At 72.8% G+C, this 17,435-nt stretch carries 15 protein-coding genes; 7 read left to right on the top strand and 8 right to left on the bottom strand.

Translation table 11 applies throughout. The features are described from left to right. Window positions 1–17: 17 nt before the first annotated feature. The 4 genes from ACLQ2X_RS18045 to ftsY form a co-directional block, all read right to left on the bottom strand. Window positions 18–356: a P-II family nitrogen regulator gene (locus ACLQ2X_RS18045; RefSeq protein ID WP_013284578.1), complete on the bottom strand. Its 339-nt coding sequence runs from the start codon at window positions 354–356 to the stop codon at window positions 18–20. Window positions 357–381: 25 nt separating this feature from the next. Next, window positions 382–1,677, bottom strand: coding sequence for an ammonium transporter (locus ACLQ2X_RS18040; protein ID WP_425682369.1), 1,296 nt, complete (start codon window positions 1,675–1,677; stop codon window positions 382–384). A gap of 226 nt (window positions 1,678–1,903) precedes the next feature. Next, on the bottom strand, window positions 1,904–2,767 hold the full coding sequence (locus ACLQ2X_RS18035) for an aminoglycoside phosphotransferase family protein (protein ID WP_425682199.1): 864 nt from the start codon (window positions 2,765–2,767) through the stop codon (window positions 1,904–1,906). 7 nt (window positions 2,768–2,774) lie between these two features. Continuing rightward, the gene (gene ftsY, locus ACLQ2X_RS18030; protein WP_425682198.1) at window positions 2,775–3,956 is read right to left on the bottom strand and encodes a signal recognition particle-docking protein FtsY; all 1,182 of its coding nucleotides are present in this window, start codon (window positions 3,954–3,956) and stop codon (window positions 2,775–2,777) included. 148 nt (window positions 3,957–4,104) lie between these two features. Between ftsY and ACLQ2X_RS18025 the strand changes: the two genes are divergently transcribed. The 5 genes from ACLQ2X_RS18025 (at window position 4,105) to ACLQ2X_RS18005 (ending at window position 9,047) form a co-directional block, all read left to right on the top strand. Continuing rightward, window positions 4,105–5,817 carry an alkaline phosphatase D family protein gene (locus ACLQ2X_RS18025; protein WP_425682197.1) on the top strand — a complete coding sequence of 571 codons (1,713 nt, stop codon included), beginning with the start codon at window positions 4,105–4,107 and terminating at the stop codon, window positions 5,815–5,817. A gap of 13 nt (window positions 5,818–5,830) precedes the next feature. Beyond that, window positions 5,831–6,256, top strand: a complete 426-nt coding sequence (locus ACLQ2X_RS18020) for a MarR family winged helix-turn-helix transcriptional regulator (RefSeq protein ID WP_425682196.1) — start codon at window positions 5,831–5,833, stop codon at window positions 6,254–6,256. A 112-nt stretch (window positions 6,257–6,368) separates the two neighbouring features. After that, window positions 6,369–7,961, top strand: a complete 1,593-nt coding sequence (locus ACLQ2X_RS18015; protein WP_425682195.1) for an MDR family MFS transporter — start codon at window positions 6,369–6,371, stop codon at window positions 7,959–7,961. A gap of 2 nt (window positions 7,962–7,963) precedes the next feature. Beyond that, on the top strand, window positions 7,964–8,452 hold the full coding sequence (locus ACLQ2X_RS18010; RefSeq protein ID WP_425682194.1) for a universal stress protein: 489 nt from the start codon (window positions 7,964–7,966) through the stop codon (window positions 8,450–8,452). A 67-nt stretch (window positions 8,453–8,519) separates the two neighbouring features. Further along, on the top strand, window positions 8,520–9,047 hold the full coding sequence (locus ACLQ2X_RS18005) for a DinB family protein (RefSeq protein ID WP_425682193.1): 528 nt from the start codon (window positions 8,520–8,522) through the stop codon (window positions 9,045–9,047). Here ACLQ2X_RS18005 and ACLQ2X_RS18000 read toward each other — a convergent pair. Further along, window positions 8,999–10,024, bottom strand: a complete 1,026-nt coding sequence (locus tag ACLQ2X_RS18000; protein WP_425682192.1) for an ArsR/SmtB family transcription factor — start codon at window positions 10,022–10,024, stop codon at window positions 8,999–9,001. The genes ACLQ2X_RS18005 and ACLQ2X_RS18000 overlap by 49 nt on opposite strands. Window positions 10,025–10,101: 77 nt before the next feature. Here ACLQ2X_RS18000 and ACLQ2X_RS17995 point away from each other — a divergent pair, with 77 nt between their 5' ends. Then, window positions 10,102–11,037 carry an SMP-30/gluconolactonase/LRE family protein gene (locus tag ACLQ2X_RS17995; protein WP_425682191.1) on the top strand — a complete coding sequence of 312 codons (936 nt, stop codon included), beginning with the start codon at window positions 10,102–10,104 and terminating at the stop codon, window positions 11,035–11,037. A 38-nt stretch (window positions 11,038–11,075) separates the two neighbouring features. On the opposite strand, the gene ACLQ2X_RS17990 is transcribed toward ACLQ2X_RS17995, so the two are convergent. From ACLQ2X_RS17990 to ACLQ2X_RS17980, 3 genes are all read right to left on the bottom strand, one after another. Next, window positions 11,076–11,690, bottom strand: a complete 615-nt coding sequence (locus tag ACLQ2X_RS17990; protein ID WP_425682190.1) for an HAD family hydrolase — start codon at window positions 11,688–11,690, stop codon at window positions 11,076–11,078. Further along, the gene (smc, locus tag ACLQ2X_RS17985) at window positions 11,687–15,286 is read right to left on the bottom strand and encodes a chromosome segregation protein SMC (RefSeq protein WP_425682189.1); all 3,600 of its coding nucleotides are present in this window, start codon (window positions 15,284–15,286) and stop codon (window positions 11,687–11,689) included. Before smc ends, ACLQ2X_RS17990 begins: the two co-directional genes overlap by 4 nt. Before the next feature lie 315 nt (window positions 15,287–15,601). After that, window positions 15,602–15,796, bottom strand: coding sequence for a hypothetical protein (locus ACLQ2X_RS17980; protein WP_007456482.1), 195 nt, complete (start codon window positions 15,794–15,796; stop codon window positions 15,602–15,604). A gap of 372 nt (window positions 15,797–16,168) precedes the next feature. Here ACLQ2X_RS17980 and ACLQ2X_RS17975 point away from each other — a divergent pair, with 372 nt between their 5' ends. Further along, window positions 16,169–17,365 carry a CAP domain-containing protein gene (locus ACLQ2X_RS17975; RefSeq protein WP_425682188.1) on the top strand — a complete coding sequence of 399 codons (1,197 nt, stop codon included), beginning with the start codon at window positions 16,169–16,171 and terminating at the stop codon, window positions 17,363–17,365. The last annotated feature ends 70 nt before the right edge of the window (window positions 17,366–17,435 follow it).

The raw sequence follows: 17,435 nt of genomic DNA, 5'->3' as shown, positions 1-17,435 counted from the left end.
GTCGGCGGATTCCGGTGTCAGAGGGCGTCGAGCCCGCGCTCGCCGGTACGCACCCGGACGACCTCCTCGACGCCTGTCACCCAGACCTTGCCGTCACCGATCTTGCCGGTCCGGGCGGCGCCCACGATCGCGTCCACGATCTTGTCGACGTCCATCTCGTCGGTGAGCACCTCGACCCGGATCTTGGGCAGGAACTCGACCGTGTACTCGGCACCCCGGTAGACCTCGGTGTGCCCCTTCTGCCGGCCGTAGCCCTGGACCTCGCTGACCGTCAGCCCGGCCACCCCGAGGGCGTGCAGAGCCTCCTTCACCGCGTCCAGCTGGTACGGCTTGATGACCGCGGTCACCAGCTTCATGTCCAACCCCTCCATCCCAGGAACGTTAACCGGCGACCTTCGCGCTTACCGGCGCGGACTCGTCCGCCTCGACGGTGGGCTCCGGACCCGGCTTGGTGGCGCCGATCCCGGCCATGGCGAACGCGCCGCCGCTGCTGCCCGTGGTGGGCGACAGGTCGTAGCCGCTCTCCGCGTGCTCGGCGATGTCGATGCCGTCGACCTCGGCCTCGGCGGTGACCCGGAAGCCGATGGTCTTGTCGATCGCGAACCCGAGGGCGTAGGCGACCACGAAGGAGTAGACGGTCACGATCAACGCGCCCAGCGCCTGCTTGCCGAGGAGGGTGGCGTCGCCACCGACCAGCAGACCGTCGGTGGCCACCAGGGAGCTGACCGAGGCGGTGCCGAACAGGCCGATCCAGAGGCAGCCGATCCAGCCGCCGACGAAGTGCACGCCGACCACGTCGAGGGAGTCGTCGTAGCCGAGCCGGTACTTCAGGCCGACCGCGAGGGCGCAGACCGCACCGGCGACCAGACCCAGCAGCACCGCTGCCGCCGGGGTGATGAACGCGCACGCCGGGGTGATGGCGACCAGACCGGCGACGGCGCCGGACGACGCGCCGACCAGGGTGGGCCTGCCGTCGCGCACCCACTCCACCACGATCCAGCCGAGCAGCGCCGCGGCGGTGGCGACCTGGGTGTTGATGAAGGCCAGCGCGGTGACGCCGTCGGCGGTCAACTCGGAACCGGCGTTGAAGCCGAACCAGCCGAACCAGAGCAGCGCCGCGCCCAGGGCGACCATCGGCACGTTGTGCGGCTTCATGCTCTCCCGCGGCCAGCCGACCCGCTTGCCGAGCACCAGCACCAGGGCGAGCGCGGCCGCACCGGCGTTGATGTGCACCGCGGTGCCACCGGCGAAGTCGAGCGCGCCGATGTCGCCGCCGATCAGGCCGCCGCCCCACACCATGTGGGCGACCGGGAAGTAGACCAGGGTGGACCAGCCGAAGGCGAACAGCAGCCAGCCGGCGAACTTGGCCCGGTCGGACAGCGCCCCGCTGATCAGGGCGACGGTGATGACGGCGAACATCATCTGGAAGGCGATGAAGACGTAGATCGGGATGCCGGTCTCGCCCCACAGGTCGTTCTCGCCGACGAACGTCTTGGTGCCCAGGTACTGACCGAGGTCACCCCAGAACTTGCCGCCTTCGCCGAAGGCGACGGTGAAGCCGTAGAAAAGCCAGAGGATGCTGATGAGCCCGATGGACGAGAAGCTCATCATCATCATGTTCAGAACGCCCTTGGACCGGTTCAAGCCGCCGTAGAACAGCGCGAGACCGGGGGTCATGAGCAGCACGAGCGCAGTCGAGACAAGCAACCAGGCAGTGTTCCCGGTGTCGATCTCCACGCTGCCTCCTCTCGGTGTCGAATTCCTCCACCGACTGAAGACCTGGCAGCATCGCCCGTCAGCCGGTTGGGCGGAAGCTTTGTCGCCGGCTGTTTCCTGCACCGACACCGCGCGGTTTCCGACGCGTGACGGGTTGTTTCCAGCGTGTGAAGAACACCGATCTTGGTCAGCGGAGCGCGTACTCCAGGTGGTGCCGCTCGTAGTCGAGCAGCCGCAGGTCGCGCATCGGTCGGCGCAGGTGTCCCTTGTGCACGATCCGGACGAACGCCGGCTCACCGGCGGCGGCCATCCGGCGGATGCCCTCGACGTGGTCGACGATGCGCTTGCGGATGGTGCGGACGAGCCGGTGCCGGTCCCGGGGGATCAACCCGTAGGCGTCGGCGAACAGGCGCAGCCGGCGCGGCCGGTCGGGGCGCTTCCAGCCGAGCGTGACGGAGTCCCGGTCGGAGAAGATCGGCACCCAGGTCCAGGCCGCGTACGCCACGTCGTAGATGCGCGCGCCGGGCGAGGCGAGGTCGAAGTCGATCAGCCCGAGCGTGCCGTCGGGCCGCCAGATCACGTTGTGCGGCGCGGCGTCGTGGTGACAGATGACCTCGGTGTCCGGCGGGGGCGGTCCGAACGAGCGCCACACCGCACCGGGCGGCGGGGTGAAGCCGTACTGCGCGTCGTGGAACATCCGCAGCATGGTGGCCACCGTGACCAGTGCCTCGTCGGTGACCCAGTGCGGGGCCAGCGGGTACTCCCCGCACTCCCCCTCCAGGTACGACAGGACCTCCCGGTTGCGCTCGTCCATGCCGAACGCGCGGGGGGCGCCGGTGAACCCGACGTATTCCAGGTGGCGCAGCAGCGCGTGCACCGAGGGGGTCCACGGGCCGACGTTGCGCCGCACCGTGTCCCCGACGCGGACCACGGTGCTGACGTTCCCGCCGTGCAGCGGGATCTCCTGCGAAGTCACGTACGGTCTCCCGAGGCGTGGCGCCGGTTCGCTGGGGTCGCGCCACCCCGAGTAGGCGCGATCGTCAGTCGTCACGTCGAGGCTACGCGTCCCGGGCGAGCGGCTCGGTGCCGAGCAGCGCGTCGACGAACTGGGCGGGGTCGAACGGGGCCAGGTCGTCCTTGCCCTCGCCGAGGCCGACCAGCTTGACCGGGATGCCGAGCTTGCGCTGCACGGCGATCACGATGCCGCCCTTGGCGGTCCCGTCGAGCTTGGTCAGCACCACGCCTGTGACGTGCACCGCCTCGGTGAAGACCCGGGCCTGCTCCAGCCCGTTCTGACCGGTGGTGGCGTCGAGCACCAGCAGGGTCTCGTCGATCGGGCCGTGCTTCTCCACCACCCGCTTGACCTTGCCCAGCTCGTCCATCAAGCCGACCTTGTTCTGCAGCCGGCCGGCGGTGTCGATGAGCACGGTGTCCACGCCGACCTCGATGCCGCGCTTGACCGCGTCGAACGCGACGCTTGCCGGGTCGGCGGCCTCCGGCCCGCGGACGGTCTCCGCGCCCACCCGGCCGCCCCAGGTCTCCAACTGGTCGGCGGCGGCGGCGCGGAACGTGTCGGCCGCCCCGAGCAGCACGCTGCGGCCGTCCGCGACCAGCACCCGGGCAATCTTGCCGCAGGTCGTGGTCTTGCCGGCGCCGTTGACGCCGACCACCAGCAGCACCGCCGGCACGCCGTCCTTCGGCGCGGTGCGCAGCGACCGGTCCAGGCCCGGGTCGAGCGCGTCGACGAGTTCGGCGGCGAGCAGCGTGCGCAGCTCGTCGACCGTGCGGGTGCCCTGCACCCGGGTCTGCTCCCGCAGCCGGTCGACGATCTCCCGGGTGGCGTCGATGCCGACGTCGGCGGTGATCAGGCTGTCCTCGATCTCCTCCCAGGTGTCCTCGTCCAGCCGGTCCCGGCTGAGCAGGCCGAGCAGGCCCTTGCCGAAGACGTTCTGGGAGCGGGACAGCCGCGAGCGCAGCCGCACGAGCCGGCCGGCCGTGGGCTCCGGCACTTCGACCGGGGGTGCCTCCACCGGGGGCGCCTCGACCACGACGCCTGTGGTGAGTTCCGCCTCCTGGGCCTCGACGGGCGGCCCGGCCAGTTCCTCCTCTGGCCGGGTGTCCACCTCGGTGTGCGGTACCGGCGGCTGCGGGCGCCGGCGCAGCCGGGGCACCACGAGGCTCAGGCCGCCGATGATCAGCACGCCGAGCAGGGCGAGAGCGACGAGGAGGTATTCCGTCATGCCCGAAATCCTGTCAGATGCCGGCGACGGCGTCCCACTCACCGCCTCGGCACGCGAACAAGCTGCGGGTACGCTTCGCCACAGGAAGGCGTACCGCAACCGCCGGCCGGGTAGGAAAGAGCCGAAACGATCTTGTCGGAGGTGCGTGGTGCCCGGTTCCCGCCTGCTCATCGGCCCGCTGTTGCGGCGGGTCGTCGACACGCGGGCGACGGTCTGGGTGGAGACCAGCGGCCCCGCGTTGGTCACCGTCCGCACGGCCGACGGCGCCACCGGCAGTGCGCCCACCTTCTCCGCGTACGACCACCACTACGCGATCGTCGTGGTCACCGGGCTCACGCCGGACAGCGTCACGACCTACGAGGTCCTCGTCGACGACGAGCCGGCCTGGCCACTGCCGAACCACGCGTTCCCGCCGAGCGTGATCCGCACCCGCCCGCTCGACGACGCCGACCAGCCGGTGCGCCTGCTGTTCGGCTCGTGCCGGGAGACCACCCAGCACTCCACCGCCCGCCGGCTGCCACCGGACGCGCTCGACGCGTACGCCCGGCGGGCGATGGCCTCGACCGACCCGGACGCGCTGCCCGACCTGCTGGTGCTGCTCGGCGACCAGGTGTACGCGGACGAGACCTCACCGACGGTGCGCCGGCTGCTCAAGCGGCGCCGGCGACGGCCGAAGAACGCCCCGGCGACGCAGGTGGTCAGCTTCGACGAGTACACCAAGCTCTACCTGGAGTCGTGGCGCGACCCGGAGATCCGCTGGCTGCTCTCCACCGTGCCCAGCGTGATGATCTTCGACGACCACGAGGTGATCGACGACTGGAACACCTCGCAGTCCTGGCGGGCGGACATGCGCCAGCAGCCGTGGTGGGCGGAGCGGATCCGCAGCGGCCTGGCCTCCTACTGGGTCTACCAGCACCTGGGCAACCTGAGCCCGGACGAGATCGCCGCCGACCCGGTGTACGCGAAGGTGGCCGCCGCCGAGGATGCCACCGGCGTGCTGCACGAGTTCGGCGAGCGGGTGGACACCGAGGCGGACCTGGCCCACGACACCGAGCGCTGGCGGGCCGTGCAGTACCAGTGGAGCTACGCCCTCGACCTGGGCCGCACCCGGCTGGTGATGCTGGACAACCGCTCCAGCCGGGTGCTCCTGCCGGGCCACCGGGCGATGCTGCCGTCCGGCGAGTGGTCGTGGTTCCTGGACCAGGCGCACGGCGAGTACGACCACCTGGTGGTGGGCAGCTCGCTGCCCTGGCTGCTGCCGCCGGGCATCCACCACGTCGAGGCGTGGAACGAGCGTCTCGCCGACTCGGGCCGCCCGTGGGTGGCGCGGCTGGCCGAGCAGATGCGCCGGGGGTGGGACCTGGAGCACTGGGCGGCGTTCCGGCGGTCCTTCGAGGCGCTCGGCGAGTTGTTCGCGCGGCTGGGCAGCGGCACCGCGCCGCGCACCGGGGCGCGGGTGGGCGCCGGTCCGGCGTACGCGCGCCCGGCGTCGATAAGCGTGCTCTCCGGTGACGTGCACCACTCGTACGTGGCCCGGGCGCGGTTCGCCGACCGCGAGGTCCGCACCCCGGTGCACCAGCTCACCTGCTCGCCGATCCACAACCAGGTGCCGGCGGGCATGCGTCCGCTGATGACGCTGGGCTGGAATCCGGGGCCGTCCGGATTGACCCGGGCGCTGGCCCGCTCGGCCGGGGTGCGCCGCCCGCCGGTGCGGTGGCGGAAGCTGGCCGGGCCCTACTTCGGCAACGCGGTTGCCACGTTGACGCACCGGGGGCGCTCGGCGGCCGTGGTGATCGAGGGCACCACGAGTGAGGGCGAGTTGCGTCCGGTGGCTCGGCAGCAACTCAGCGACGACGGGTGAGTACCCTCTGATCGTGGACGAGACGCTGCGCGCGGTGGAGCACGAGCTGGCCGCGTTGTTGCGCCGGGGTCGGGCGCTGTCCTGGGAGATCGCCCGCGAGGTCCACCCGAACCTGGAGCCGAACGCCTACGGCCTGCTGCTGTGGCTGCGCCGCTCCGGTTCGATCCGGCTCACCGATCTGGCCGTGAAGCTGGGCATCGGCAAGGGCACGTTGAGCCGGCAGATCGGTGGCCTGGAGGCGTTGGGCCTGGTGTGCCGCGATCCGGACCCGACGGACCGGCGGGCCGCCCAGCTCAGCCTGACCGAGGAGGGAACCCGCAGGTTCGACGCGGCCCGCGCGGCCCGACTCGGACAGATCAGGCGTTCACTCGAAAGTTGGCCGAAAGAGGACGTGGCGGAGCTGGCCCGGCTGATGCACCGGTTCAACGAGACGTTCTGACCCGGACCGAAGGCGGGGAACAACGCCACCGTCCGCATGGTTGTTGCTTCAGGCAACGACATTCAACGGTTGCCCGAGGCAATCAGATCCCCCGTTCCGGAGGCACCCCACGATGACTCAGGCGACCGCGCCCACCCGGGCGACCGCTGTCGACATGTCCCACCGGCAGATCCTGGAGGCCCTCTCCGGCCTGCTGCTGGGCATGTTCGTCGCGATCCTCTCCTCCACGGTCGTGTCGAACGCGCTGCCGCGGATCATCACCGAGTTGCGCGGCAGTCAGTCCGCGTACACCTGGGTGGTCACCTCCACGCTGCTGGCGACCACCGCGACCACGCCCATCTGGGGCAAGCTGGCCGACCTGTTCAGCAAGAAGCTCCTGGTCCAGATCTCCCTGGTGATCTTCGTACTCGGCTCGGTGCTGGCCGGACTCGCCCAGTCCACCGGCGAGCTGATCGCCTGTCGCGTGGTGCAGGGCGTCGGCGCCGGCGGCCTCACCGCCCTGGCCCAGGTGATCATGGCGACGATGATCGCCCCACGTGAGCGCGGCCGGTACAGCGGCTACCTCGGCGCGGTCATGGCCGTCGGCACCATCGGCGGCCCGCTGATCGGCGGCGTCATCGTGGACACCTCCTGGCTCGGCTGGCGCTGGTGCTTCTACGTCGGCGTGCCGTTCGCCGTGCTCGCCCTGATCGTCCTCCAGCGCACACTGAGCCTGCCCGTGGTCAAGCGCGACGTGAAGATCGACTGGTGGGGCGCGACCCTGATCACCGCCGCCGTCTCGCTGCTGCTGGTCTGGATCACCCTGGCCGGCGACCGGTACGACTGGATCTCCTGGACCAGCGGTGTGCTGGTGGCCGGAGCCGCCCTGCTCGGCGCGCTCGCCGTACGGGTCGAGAAGCGGGCCGCCGACCCGATGATCCCGCCGCGGCTGTTCCGCAACCGCACCATCACCCTCGCCGTGATCGCCAGCATCGCCGTCGGCGTCGGCATGTTCGGCGCCTCGGTGTTCCTCGGCCAGTACTTCCAGATCAGCCGCGGCGCCAGCCCCACCATGTCCGGCCTGATGACCCTGCCGATGATCGGCGGTCTGCTGGTCTCCTCGACCGTGGTCGGCCGGATCATCACCAACACCGGCCGCTGGAAGAGCTGGCTGGTCATCGGCTCGGTGCTGCTCACCGCCGGCTTCGCGCTGATGGGCACCATGCGTGCGGACACCCCGTACTGGCGGCTCGCCGTCTTCATGGCACTGATCGGCCTCGGCGTCGGCATGTCCATGCAGAACCTGGTGCTGGCCGTGCAGAACACCGTCCGCCCGGACGAACTCGGCGCGGCCAGCTCCGTGGTGGCCTTCTTCCGCAGCCTGGGCGGCGCGATCGGCGTCAGCGCGCTCGGCGCGGTGCTCGGACACCGGGTCACCACCTACACGGCCGACGGTCTGAGCCGGCTGGGCATTCCCGCCTCCGGTTCCGGCGGCGGACTGCCGGACGTGCACACGCTGCCCGGCCCGATCCGGACCGTCGTCGAATCCGCGTACGGGCACGCCGCCGGTGACATCTTCCTGGCCGCCGCCCCGTTCGGACTGCTGGCCCTGATCGCCGTGGTCCTCATCCGGGAGGTGCCGCTGCGCCGCAGCAACGCCGGGACCGCACCGGCCGAGAGGCTTCCGCAGCCGGCCCCGGTCGCCGCCACCGGCGCGCGGGACTGACCGTGAACGCACCCGAACGTGAGCGGTACGGCCCGCGCGCCCGCCCACTTCCCTACGAACGGGGCACCGACGGGCCCCGGGTGGTGCTGGTCGGCGTGGACGGCAGTCGCACCTCGATGCGCGCCGCCGCCTACGCCGCCGGTCTGGCCCGGCGGCAGGGCGCCACACTTGTGGCGGTGTTCGTCAGCTCGCCGACCTCGTACACCGCGGTGCTCTCCGACGTGGTGGCCGGCGTGGTCCAGCAGACCCACGACGACCTGACCGACGACCTGCGCGACGAGTGCCGGCGTACGGCCGAGGAACTGGGCCTGCCGGTGACGTTCCTGAGCCGGCGCGGCGACGCCTACACCGAACTGTGCCGGGCCGCCGACGAGCAGCAGGCGGACATGGTCGTGGTCGGCTCCTCCGAGCAGGCCGGGCACCGCCTGGTCGGCTCGGTCGCCACCCGACTGGTCCGCGCCGGCCGATGGCCCGTCGTCGTGGTGCCCTGAGGTGTAAGGAAGGGCCCCCTGTTAACGCCTCGCGTTGTACAAGGGGCCCCGTTTAACATCTGCGCCCATGACCTGGACCGTGCCCGAGATCGACCGCCGCCACGAGCCCTTCGTCGCCGACGAGCGCACCATGCTGCAGGGCTGGCTCGACCTGCACCGTGACACCCTGGTGCACAAGTGCGCCGGGCTGACCGCCGAACAACTGCGCACGCCAAGCGTGGAACCCTCCGGGCTGACCCTGCTCGGCCTGGTCCGGCACATGGCCGACGTCGAACGGTGGTGGTTCCGCCACCGCGCCGCCGCCCTGGAGCTGCCCGACCTCTACGACTACAGCGCCGACCCCGACGCCGACCTCAACGACATCGCCGACGCCGACCCGGCCGAGGCGTTCGCCACGCTGCGGGCCGAGATCGAGGCGGCCGACCGGGCCGTCGCCGACCTGCCGCTGGAGCACACCTTCGTGCACCGCCGGGGCGAGGCCACGAACGAGATCAGCCTCCGCTGGGTGTACGTGCACATGATCGAGGAGTACGCCCGGCACAACGGTCACGCCGACCTGCTCCGGGAGCGCATCGACGGCGTCACCGGCTGCTGATCCCCGCCGGGCTGCCCGCCCCTCAGCAACTGCTCGCCCAACGGGGTGAGGCAGTGCCGCACCCCGGCACCGGAGCGCCGGGTGGTGATCAGGCCGGCGGCCCGCAGGACGGCCGCGTGCTCGCTGGCCGTGGCGGCGGAGACGCCGACCCGACGGGCGAGCGCGGTGGTGCCGGGGGCGTCCGCGGTGGCCGCCAGCACCGCCGCCCGGGTGCGCCCGAGCAGATCCGCCAGGGGCGCCCCGGCACCCAACTCGCGCCGGCCGGGACGGATCGGGTAGACCAGCACCAGCGGACCCTCCGGGTCCGCCAGCAGGTAGGGCTGCGGGGCCAGGTAGCACGGCAGCAGCGTCAGGCCGCGCCCGCCCGGGGCGAGTTCGACGTCGTCGTACACCGCGCACCGGTAGGAGAGCGTGTAACGCTCCCCCGACTCGGCCCAGGCCAGGTACGGGCTGAGGTCACGCAGCACGCGGTCCAGCCCACCGGACGCCATGGTGTGCCCGCGTACCGCCCGGTCGGCGCGTACCGCGTTCTCGACGTGCGGCCAGTACAGCGCGAGCGCCGCGGCGTGGAAGGCGAGCATCGCGGCGCGCAGCCGAGCCCGGGCGGCGGGTTCCCCGGCGGCCAGCGGCGCCACCCGGGCGGGCAGCGCGCCGGATTCCACGAGCGGGCCCAGCTCGCCGGCGAGCACCTCGTCCGGGGTCCCGGCGACCCGGTCCACCAGGGCGGCGAGGCCGCCGTCGAAGTGCGGCGGGGTAAGCAGGTCCGGCAGCAGGTACGGCACCCGGCACAGGTCCAGGTAGGGCCGCATGCCGGGACGCAGCGCCGCCCGGGTGCGGGCGCGCCAGCCGGTGAGGTGCTCCGGCACGTCGGCCAGGAACAGCCGTTGCGCGGCCATCGCCAGCTCGACCAGCACCGCCGGCTCGGACCGCAGGACCGTGCGGCTCAGATCGGTCGCGTCGAGCCGCAGCGTGGTCACGGGCGCACGGTAGCGACCGTTCGGGCGTGGCCGAAAGGGACTTCCCGCCGGTTCGCCGCCGCCGGAGGCTACGTCCCGTGAAGACACTTCTCGCCGCCGCGACCGCGGTCCTGACGGTGCTGACCGTCGGCGCACCCCGGTCCGGCCCGGTCGACGTCCGTCCCGACACCTACGTCGTCAGCACCGAACCGGGGGTGCTGCCCGAGGGCATCGCGGTCACCCCCGCCGGCACCATGTACGTCACCAGTTCGGCCACCGGCGCGGTCTACCGGGGCGACGTGCGCCGGCCCGGGCTGCGACCGTTCCTCGCCGCCGGGGTCGGCGGCCGGACCAGCGCCGCCGGCGTCCGGGTGGACCACCGGGGCCGGATCTTCGTGGCCGGCTGGACCACCGGAGCGCTCTTCGTCCACGCCCCGGACGGCACGCTGCTGGCCCGCCGCGACGCCGCGCCGGGCGCCGCCCTCAACGACCTGGCGGTCACCGGCGACGCCGTCTACGTCACCGACTCCGCCACCGGCACGCTGTGGCGTGCCGCCCTGGACGGCGGGCGGGTGGGCGAACTCGTCCCGTGGGTACGTGCCGCCGACTTCCCGGCCGCGCCGGTCTTCCTCAACGGCATCGTGACCGACGCGCCGGGCCGGCTCGCCCTCGTCGCGGAGCAGGGCGAGGAGCGCCTGTTCCGGGTCGACCTGGCCGCGCGCACGGCGACCGAGGTGGAGGTGACAAGCGGCCGGATGGGCGCCGACGGGCTGCTGCTGGCGGGGCACCGCCTCTACGGGGTGGTCAACGAGCCCGACGGCGCGGGCGGCTGGCGGTTCGTGGTGAACCGGGCCGACCTGGGCCCCGGGCTGCGTACCGCCCGGGTCGTCGAACGGTCCCACCCGGTCGGCGTGGACAGGTCCCCGACCACGCTTGCGCGCGACGCCGACCGGCTGCTCTGGGTCGACAGCCAGCTCTTCGCGGCCACCCCGACCCCGCCGTTCACGGTCACCGAGGTGCCCGGCCTGCGGTGAGCGGCGTACGGGCCGGGCGGGACACGGGGCCCGTCCGGCTAGTACTCCAGCGCCGCCCGCAGGTAGCGCAGGTCGGCCGGCCCGCTCCAGCGGTGTGCGGGCAGGCCCGCCACCCGCGCCCCGGCCACCGCGCGGTCCTGGTCGTCGACGAACAGCACCCGGGCCGGCGGGGTCTGCAACGCCGCGCAGGCAGCCTGGAAGTACTCCTTCGCCGGCTTGTGCACCCCGATGACCGAGGAGTTGACCACCACGTCCAGCTCGTCGGTCAGGCCCAGCGCGGCCAGGTCGGCGTCGAGCAGGTCGGTGGCGTTGGTGCCCAGCCCGACCCGGATGCCGGCCGCCCGCACCTCGCGGACGAACGCGAGCACCTCCGGATCGACCTCGCCGCGGTAGCGCTGCCACTCCTGGACCGCCGCGCGGGCCCGATCCACGCCGACCGTGGGGGTCAGCGCGTCGGCCACGCTCGCCATCCACTGGGCATGGCTCACCTGGCCGGTCAGCACCGGCCGGAGCATCCCCCACGACATCGCGATCTCACCGAGGACGCCCTCGGTGAGCCCGTACTCCCGCTCGACTCCGGCGGCGACCGCCGGATCCCAGCGGCGCAGCACGCCGTCGAAGTCCACCAGGAGCGCCGTGGCCCGTTCCCTCACTCGCTTGTCCCCCACCCCTCGTCGTCGGCCCGGTTGAGCCGCTGGCTGATCACCTGGGTCACGCCGGCGCGCATGGTCACCCCGTAGAGCGCGTCGGCGATCTCCATGGTCCGCTTCTGGTGCGTGATCACGATGAGCTGACTCTTCTCCCGCAACTGTGCCAGCAGCGTGATCAGCCGGCCGAGGTTCACGTCGTCGAGCGCCGCCTCCACCTCGTCCATGATGTAGAACGGGCTGGGCCGGGCGCGGAAGATCGCCACCAACATGGCCACCGCGGTCAGCGACCGCTCCCCACCGGAGAGCAGCGACAGCCGCTTGATCTTCTTGCCCGGCGGCCTTGCCTCGACCTCGACGCCCGTGGTGAGCATGTCCTCCGGGTCGGTGAGCACCAGCCGGCCCTCGCCGCCGGGGAAGAGCACGGTGAAGACCTGCTCGAACTCCCGCGCGGTGTCGTGGAACGCGCTGGCGAAGACCTCCAGGATCCGGTCGTCCACGTCCTTGACCACGGTGAGCAGGTCCCGCCGGGTGGCCTTGAGGTCCTCCAACTGCTCGGAGAGGAACTTGAAGCGCTCCTCCAGCGCGGCGAACTCCTCCAGCGCCAAGGGGTTCACCTTGCCGAGCAGGGCCAGTTCGCGTTCCGCCTTGGCGGCGCGTTTCTCCTGCACCGGCCGCTCGTAGCGGACCGGGTCAGGCACCGGCCGGCCGTCCTTCTCGGCCAGCGCGACATCCGCGTCGGTGGGCGGGACGAGCTGGTCCGGACCGTACTCGGCGACAAGCGTGGCCACGTCCAACCCGAAGTCCTCGGCGGCCTTGGCCTCCAACTGCTCGATGCGCATCCGCTGCTCGGCCCGGGCCACCTCGTCCCGGTGCACCTGGCTGGTCAGTCGGTCCAGCTCGGCGGCGAGCCGCTTGGCCGCACCGCGTACCTCGGACAGTTCGGCCTCACGGGCGGCGCGCTCGCGGGCCACCGCGTCGCGGTGCTCCTCGGCCCGGGCGATGGAGACGGTCAGCCGGGTGTGTGCCTCCCGCGCGCCGCCGACCACGGCCCGGGCGATCTGGGCGCCGCGAGCGCGGGCCTCGCGCCGGGCGGCGGCGCGTTCCCGCGCCGCCCGCTCGGCGGTCGCCTGCCGGGCCAGCGAGTCGGCCCGTCCGGCGATCGAGGCCACCCGCTCCTCGGCGGTACGCACGGCGAGCCGGACCTCCATCTCGTTCTGCCGGGCCCGGGGCACCATGGCGGCGAGCTGGTCCCGCTCCTCGGTGGACGGTTCGGCGTCGATCGGCGTGGCCTCGGCCAGCCGCAGCCGCTCCGCCAACTCGGCGAGCGTCGCCAGGTCACGTTCCCGGGCCGCCTCGGCGCGCGCCCGGGACTCGCCCAGCCGGTCGGTCTCCGCCTTGGCCGAGCGGGCGGCGGCGCCGAGCTCGGCGAGGCGACGCGCGGCGGCGTTGCGGTGGCTCTCCGCCTCCCGCCGGGCGGCGGCGGCGTGCTGCACGACCTCCTTCGCGGCGGCCACCTCGGCGCGCGCCTCGGCCAACCGCTCCCGCAGCTCGGCGGCGGTGCGTTCGGCGGTGGCCCGGTTGGCCCGTGCCTCCTCCACCGCGGCCTGCACCTCGATGAAGCTGGGCGCCTTGGCCGACCCGCCGGCTGCCGCGTACGCGCCGACCACGTCGCCGTCGGGGGTGACCGCGCGCAGCTCCGGGTTCGCGGCGACCAGTTCGGCGGCGGCCGCCAGGTCGTCGACGAGCGCCACGTCGCGCAGCGCCCGGTGCACGGCCGGCCGGATCTGCGCCGCACACTCCACCAGGTCGGGCGCCCAGCGGGCACCCTCGGGCAGCTTCGGGCGCAACGCGTCGGCTGGGCCGTCCATCCCCGGGCCGGCAGGGCTGCCGACCAGCAGCCCGGCCCGGCCGGCGTCGGAGATCTTGAGCATTCGCATCGCCTCGACGGCTTCGTCCACACCGCTGACCGCCACCGCGTCGGCGAGTCCACCGAGCGCGGCGGCGAGCGCCGCCTCGTCGCCGGGGGCGACGGTGAGCATGCTCGCGAGGCTGCCGAGCAGGCCGGGTACGTGGTCGGCGCGGGCCAGCAGTTCCCCGGCGCCGTCCTTGCGCCGCAGGCCCATCGCGAGTGCCTCCTCGCGGGCCTTCCAGGTGGCGGCGTCCTTCTCGGCGGTCCGCTCGCCGTCGGCGAGGCCACGCACCGTCGCCTGGGCCCGCTCGTGCGCGGCGACCGCCTCGGCGTGCCGGGCGTCCAGGTCGGCGTTGTCCCGGTCGGCCTCGGTGGACTGCTCGGCGACCGCGTCCAGTTCGGCCTGTGCCTGTTCGGCGCGACCCAGCGCGTCGGTGTGCGCGGCGGCGAGCCGTTCGATCTCCTCACCGGCGCTCGTGGTCCGCGCCCGCGCGGAGTTGACCTGCCCGGTCAGCCGGGCCAACCCCTCCCGCCGGTCGGCGATCGCCTTGGCGGCGGCGACCAGCTCCCGCTCGGCGGAGGCGAGCTGCCGTTCCAGTTCCTGCCGGTGCTCGACCGCCTCGGCCAGCCGGATCTGGTCCTCGGTGAGCGCGGCGCGCAGCTCCTCCTCCTGCTCGCGGACCCGCCGCGACTCCGCCTCCAGCTGCTCCGGGTCGCGGCCGGGGCGCTCGTCGTCGCCGGTGGCGCTGAGGTGACGCAGCCGTTCCCGGGCCACCTGCTCGATCGAGCGGAACCGCTCCTGCAGCGCGGAGAGGCGGTACCAAGTGTCCTGCGCCGCGGCGAGCAGCGGGGCGTCCTCGGCCAGCGCCGCCTCCAGCTCACCGAGGCGGCCCTGCACCTCGCCGTGTTCGGCCTCGACCTGCTCGCGTCGCTCCCGCAGCGCCGTCTCGTCGGCGATCTCCTTGTCCAGGGTGGACCGCAGCGTGTGCAGGTCGTCGGCGAGCAGCCGGAGCCGGGCGTCGCGCAGGTTGGCCTGGATGGCGGCGGCGCGACGGGCCACCTCGGCCTGTCTACCCAGCGGCTTGAGCTGGCGGCGCAGCTCGGCGGTGAGGTCGGTCAGGCGGTTGAGGTTTGTCTGCATCGCGTCGAGCTTCCGCAGCGCCTTCTCCTTGCGCTTGCGGTGCTTCAGGACGCCGGCCGCCTCCTCGATGAAGGCACGCCGGTCCTCCGGCTTGGCGTGCAGCATGCCGTCCAGGCGACCCTGGCCGACGATGATGTGCATCTCCCGGCCGATGCCCGAGTCGGACAGCAGTTCCTGGATGTCGAGCAGGCGGCAGGAGTCGCCGTTGATCTCGTACTCGCTCTCGCCGGAGCGGAACATCCGGCGGGTGATGGAGACCTCGGTGTACTCGATCGGCAGCGCGCCGTCGGTGTTGTCGATGGTGAGGGTGACCTCGGCCCGGCCCAGCGGCGCCCGCCCGGCGGTGCCGGCGAAGATGACGTCCTCCATCTTGCCGCCGCGCAGCGCCTTGGCGCCCTGCTCGCCGAGCACCCAGGCGATGGCGTCGACGACGTTGGACTTGCCGGAGCCGTTCGGACCCACCACGCAGGTGATCCCGGGCTCCAGCTTCAACGTCGTGGCGGAGGCGAAGGACTTGAAGCCCTTCACCGTCAGGCTCTTGAGATGCACCTTCTCGATCCTCGTCCGGTGGCCGCCGTACCGTCGCCGGCTGCGCGGACCTGGTGAACCCGCAGACTAACCCGCGACCGGGACGCCGCCGGCACGCGACCCACCCGACGCCGGCGGTGTCCGCTTTCAGCCCCGCCGGTCACCTACCGCACGGAAATGCATGATCACAATTACTCGACGCAATTTCCGGCCGGTCCCGCAAGATCGAGAATTGCGGAGGAACCACAGAAACGGGTACGCACATGGCTGCGCGCCGGCACTGAAGTGTCGGCGCGCTTTTCGGGTGGTGCGATTCAGTTTTCCGACAACTGGAGATCAGGTCAGTGCGGGCTCGGCCAGACGGAGGAGGTCGTCCGCCTCCGCCGCAGCCGCCGCGAGCCGATCGTTGTCGGCACGCAGACGCGTGATCTCGAACTCCAGTGCCTGAACCCTGGCACGCAGCCGGGTGACCTCGTCGAGCAGACGCCGGTCGGGCGCTGCACCTACGTGGCCGTAGAGGGCCTTCGCCATGCTGACTCCTTGATATGCGCTGCCGGAAAAGCCGGCCAACGCGCGCCCATGATGTTCGCGGCTGTCATTTCCCCACTGCATCGGGACATGACTGGGCGCGACTGGCGACACCTACATATTGGGCCGGAACCCCCTGCCGCGTCAAGTTGACCAAGGCCGTAGATCATCTGCACGTCGGCCGGACCACTTGCCGGGGGCTGCCACAAGGCGCGGACACGCTCTGTCCGGACGCCTTTACCGTACGCCGGAAACGAGGGAACGCCCCACCCGCTCCGCCGGGTTGGCCTTAACTCTTCCTTAGCCACGTTGCCGCAGCTCCGACCCCGCCCGTAGCGTCACCCCGGCTGGCAACCGACCGTGGAGGACACAGGCGTGTACCGCTGGAACGACCCGATCGAACCGCACGACGCCTCCCGGCGCCCCGAGCCGCCGACCGACGGAGGACCGGCATGGCTCACCGACCGGGCCGAGCCACAGTCGTCGTACCTGTTCGGTGACGAGGCGCGACACGCGCCCGGCGGGTTCGGGGGCGAGGCGCGACACGCGCCCGGCGGGCGGTCCCACGCCGGATACGACGCCGAGCCGGCCGCCTCGGGTCCGGGATACGGCCCCGGGAACGCGCCCCCGCCCTACGGTGCCGCCCCCGGCCCGGCCGGCTACCCGCCGCCGCGGGACCGGTGGAACGGCGAGGAGCAGCCCACCGGCGCGTGGCGCGGCCAGGAGCAGTCGGCCGGCCAGGAGCAAGCGGCCGGCTGGGAGCAGCCCGGCGCGACCTGGCGACCGGCGACCGAGAGCCCGGCCGACGACCGGCGACGTCCGAAGCGGCGCCTGACCCGGCCGCTCGTGATCGGCGGGGCCGCCGCCGCGGCGACGCTCGTGGTGAGCCTCGGGGTGGGCGCCGTGCTGCTGCCCGGCGACGACCGGGCGACCCGGCGGACCGCCGCCGACGCGCCGGTGGCCGCCGCCTCGGAGGTGCCCGGGGAGACCGAGGCGACCCCGGCGGACCCGTCCCCCGCGGAGTCGGCCAGCCCGTCCGCCGTACCGACCACGGCCGCGCCGAGCCCGACCAGGAAGGCCACCCCGAAGCCGAGCCGCAGCACCTTCCCCTCGCGGCAGGAACGCAGCAGCGCCCCGAGCGGCGGCACGTCCGGCGGCGGCAGCACCAAGGCCACCTCGACCAGCGGGCTCAGCGCCGAGCTCCAGAAGGTCGTCACCCTGACGAACCAGGAGCGGGCGAAGGCCGGCTGCAAGGCGCTCACCGTCAGCTCCAAGTTGACGCTCGCCGCCCAGCGGCACAGCCAGGACCAGGCCGACCACAAGAAGATGGACCACACGGGCAGCGACGGCAGCCAGCCCTGGGACCGGGTCGGCCGCGCCGGATACGTCTACAGCATGGTGGCCGAGAACGTGGCCTGGAACTACCCGACCCCGGCGGAGGTCGTGACCGGCTGGATGAACTCCTCCGGCCACCGCAAGAACATCCTCAACTGCTCGTACACCCAGATCGGGGTGGGCGTGGCACGCAGCAACGGGCCGTACTGGACGCAGGTCTTCGCCACCCCGCGCTGACGGCGCGTCGTGGGCGCACCGGCGCTCGTTGACCGGTCGGGGGCGGCGTCGGGCCGCCCGCGTCCGGGGA

This window comes from Micromonospora sp. DT31, assembly GCF_049841795.1.
Lineage (GTDB): Bacteria > Actinomycetota > Actinomycetes > Mycobacteriales > Micromonosporaceae > Micromonospora.
Note: the sequence above shows the minus strand (reverse complement) of the source record. Positions and strands in the feature narration are given on the sequence as shown.

Coding starts and splice junctions, on each gene's coding strand:
- ACLQ2X_RS18045 (WP_013284578.1), bottom strand. CDS start 356: ATGAAGCTGGTGACCGCGGTCATCAAGCCGTACCAGCTGGACGCGGTG.
- ACLQ2X_RS18040 (WP_425682369.1), bottom strand. CDS start 1,677: ATGACCCCCGGTCTCGCGCTGTTCTACGGCGGCTTGAACCGGTCCAAG.
- ftsY (WP_425682198.1), bottom strand. CDS start 3,956: ATGACGGAATACCTCCTCGTCGCTCTCGCCCTGCTCGGCGTGCTGATC.
- ACLQ2X_RS18015 (WP_425682195.1), top strand. CDS start 6,369: ATGACTCAGGCGACCGCGCCCACCCGGGCGACCGCTGTCGACATGTCC.
- ACLQ2X_RS18005 (WP_425682193.1), top strand. CDS start 8,520: ATGACCTGGACCGTGCCCGAGATCGACCGCCGCCACGAGCCCTTCGTC.
- ACLQ2X_RS17980 (WP_007456482.1), bottom strand. CDS start 15,796: ATGGCGAAGGCCCTCTACGGCCACGTAGGTGCAGCGCCCGACCGGCGT.